At 71.2% G+C, this 2,200-nt stretch carries 3 protein-coding genes; 1 reads left to right on the top strand and 2 read right to left on the bottom strand.

Annotation, left to right across the window (positions count from 1 at the left end; translation table 11 throughout):
• Both FW784_RS13625 and FW784_RS13620 read right to left on the bottom strand, forming a co-directional pair.
• Positions 1-258 (bottom strand): hypothetical protein (locus tag FW784_RS13625; RefSeq protein ID WP_425481657.1); only part of this gene is annotated, 258 nt, incomplete at its 3' end.
• Positions 259-294: 36 nt separating this feature from the next.
• A complete protein-coding gene (locus FW784_RS13620; protein WP_149353866.1) occupies positions 295-1,095 on the bottom strand; it encodes a lytic transglycosylase domain-containing protein in 801 nt (266 codons plus the stop codon).
• 100 nt (positions 1,096-1,195) lie between these two features.
• Between FW784_RS13620 and FW784_RS13615 the strand changes: the two genes are divergently transcribed.
• Positions 1,196-2,200 (top strand): hypothetical protein (locus FW784_RS13615; protein ID WP_149353865.1); only part of this gene is annotated, 1,005 nt, incomplete at its 3' end.

Here is a 2,200-nt window from a genome sequence, read left to right as displayed (position 1 = left end):
GACGGAGCCAAGTTCCCAGCGCCCCTCGCGGCGTTCGGGCCAGAGCCGAGGCAGGTGCGGCTGCGCAGCGAGGATCGATGCGATGACGTAGTGGGCGAGTTCGTGCGCGATCGTGCCCGGCAGGGCGAACGCCGCATACGCCCACAGCCCGAGACGGCGAGCGAACCGTTGCACCACGAGCACCGCGGCCAAGGCGAGCCACGCCTGCAGCGGCAGGGCCTCGAGCAGCGCGCGCAGGCGTTCGAATGGTTCGGGCATGCGGCCAGTATGCGGACGCCGCGCACGGCGACGGAGTTACTGTGCCGCGCGCAGCTGCTCGTGGCCTTCGAGCGATTTGGGCACCATGCCCATCGCCGCCCGATAGCGCGCATACAGCGCTTCGACCTTCGCGATGTACTCCTGCGTCTCGCGATAGGGCGGTACACCGCCATAGCGCGTCACCACGCCGGCGCCGGCGTTGTACGCCGCGGCAACCAGTCGCAGGTTGCCGCTGTAGCGGGTCGCGAGGCGGCGGATCATGCGAGCGCCGCCATCGATCGATTGTTCCGGCGACGTCGGGTCGATCACGCCGTAGTCCCGCGCCGTCGCCGGCATGAGCTGCATGACGCCCACGGCGCCCTTCGGCGAAATCGCGGTGGCATCGAAGCCGCTCTCGGCATGCGCGATCGCGCGCAGGTATGCATCGTCGACGCCGGTCTTCTTCGACGCCGCGCGGAACTGCCGGGCGAACTGGTCCAGTCGCGGCTTGCCGACGTGACCGAGGCCCGCATGCGCGGGTTCGCCGGGCGGCGTCTCCACGGTGAAGGACATCAGCTTCGTGGCACCCGGCAACTTGCGCGTGCCGTAGACAGTCTTTCCGTCCTGCTGGCGCTCGTAGAGGTTGCCCTTGACCACGCCGAGCGCACCCCACAGGTTCGGTGCCTTGCCGGGATCGTCCTGGAACGTCTTCTTCTCGCAACGCGAGCCGGGCTCGGGCGCGGTGGACAGGCTGACCGTGCCGTCGCGCAGGCACCGGTACACGGTGCGCGCATTGGCCTGCGGCGCGAACAGAAGGGCGGGGAGCAGCAGGAGCAGGAGGCGACGCATGGCGCGCATCGTAGGCGTCGCGCATGAACGATGGATGTGCCCGAGGTCAGGGGGAGTTCCGCAAGCGGCCGTGGGCGATACTGGCGCGACGCCGCGGCCGGGGAGGCCCATGCGAGAGAAACTCTTCCGTCCGGTCGTGCGTGCCTGTGCCTTGCTGCTGCTCGCAGTCGCCCTGCCCGTGATGGCAGCACAACCACTGGCGCGGCTCACCGCCAGCACGCCCGCCGCGCCGAACGCGCTGTCGCCGGCCGAGGTGGCCGCGATCGTGGCCGAGGCCCATGCGGCCTACGTGGCGCACGAGTCGTTCGTGAAGCCGCTGCCTGCGTCGTGGCGGACGCTCGACCGCGACCGCCTGCTGGCGCTGATGCGCATGCCGGAGTTCGCGACGCTGCCCGACGGCGCGCACCCCATGCTGATGAACCAGGCCGGCACGTGGGACCTGTTCGGCTGGCAGCGCCCGTCCGATGCGGCGCAACTCTGGGAACGCATCTGGCCGCGCAGCACGAGCAGCGATCCCACCGACTCGCCCAACAGCTACGGCCTCCCCTACTGGCCCGACCCGACGTGGTCGACGCAGGCGCGCGCGATGACGACCCTGTTCGCCTGCCTGCCCGACAGCGCCTGGCGCTCGAGCGGCGATCCGCTGGTCGAGGCGCTGCGCACGCCGGCCGCCTTCCAGTGGTCGAACGCGTACGGCTGGACGGGCTTCCGCGACTGCGTGCCCGACGGCGCGTTCCTGGAGGAAACGCGCCCCGATGCGGCCGGCCTCGCGGATCTGCGCGCGTTCCTCGCCGACCGCATCGTCGGCGAGCTGTACGTCGACCGCTGCACGCGCCATGGCGTCGAAGACTGCCTGTTCCTGCTGCATGCGCTCACCACGCTCGCCCCCCACGACCCGCGCCTGCCGGCGCTGGTGAAACGCCTGACGCCGGACTTCGACCTGGATGCGCCCATCGCGGTGCCCTACGTCTCGCGTGATGCGGCGGGCGACCTCGTCGACGGCGATCGAGCCCGGCTGCAGCTCGCGCACGACCGCGCCGCGCGCCGCAGCCTGTTCCTCACCCACGCGATCCGTGTGATGGTCGCCTGGCCGCAGGCATGGCCGCCCGGCGCG

Origin of the sequence: Cognatilysobacter lacus, assembly GCF_008274655.1 — a bacterium.
GTDB classification, from domain to species: domain Bacteria; phylum Pseudomonadota; class Gammaproteobacteria; order Xanthomonadales; family Xanthomonadaceae; genus Cognatilysobacter; species Cognatilysobacter lacus.
Note: the sequence above shows the minus strand (reverse complement) of the source record. Positions and strands in the feature narration are given on the sequence as shown.

Coding starts and splice junctions, on each gene's coding strand:
- FW784_RS13620 (WP_149353866.1), bottom strand. CDS start 1,095: ATGCGCGCCATGCGTCGCCTCCTGCTCCTGCTGCTCCCCGCCCTTCTG.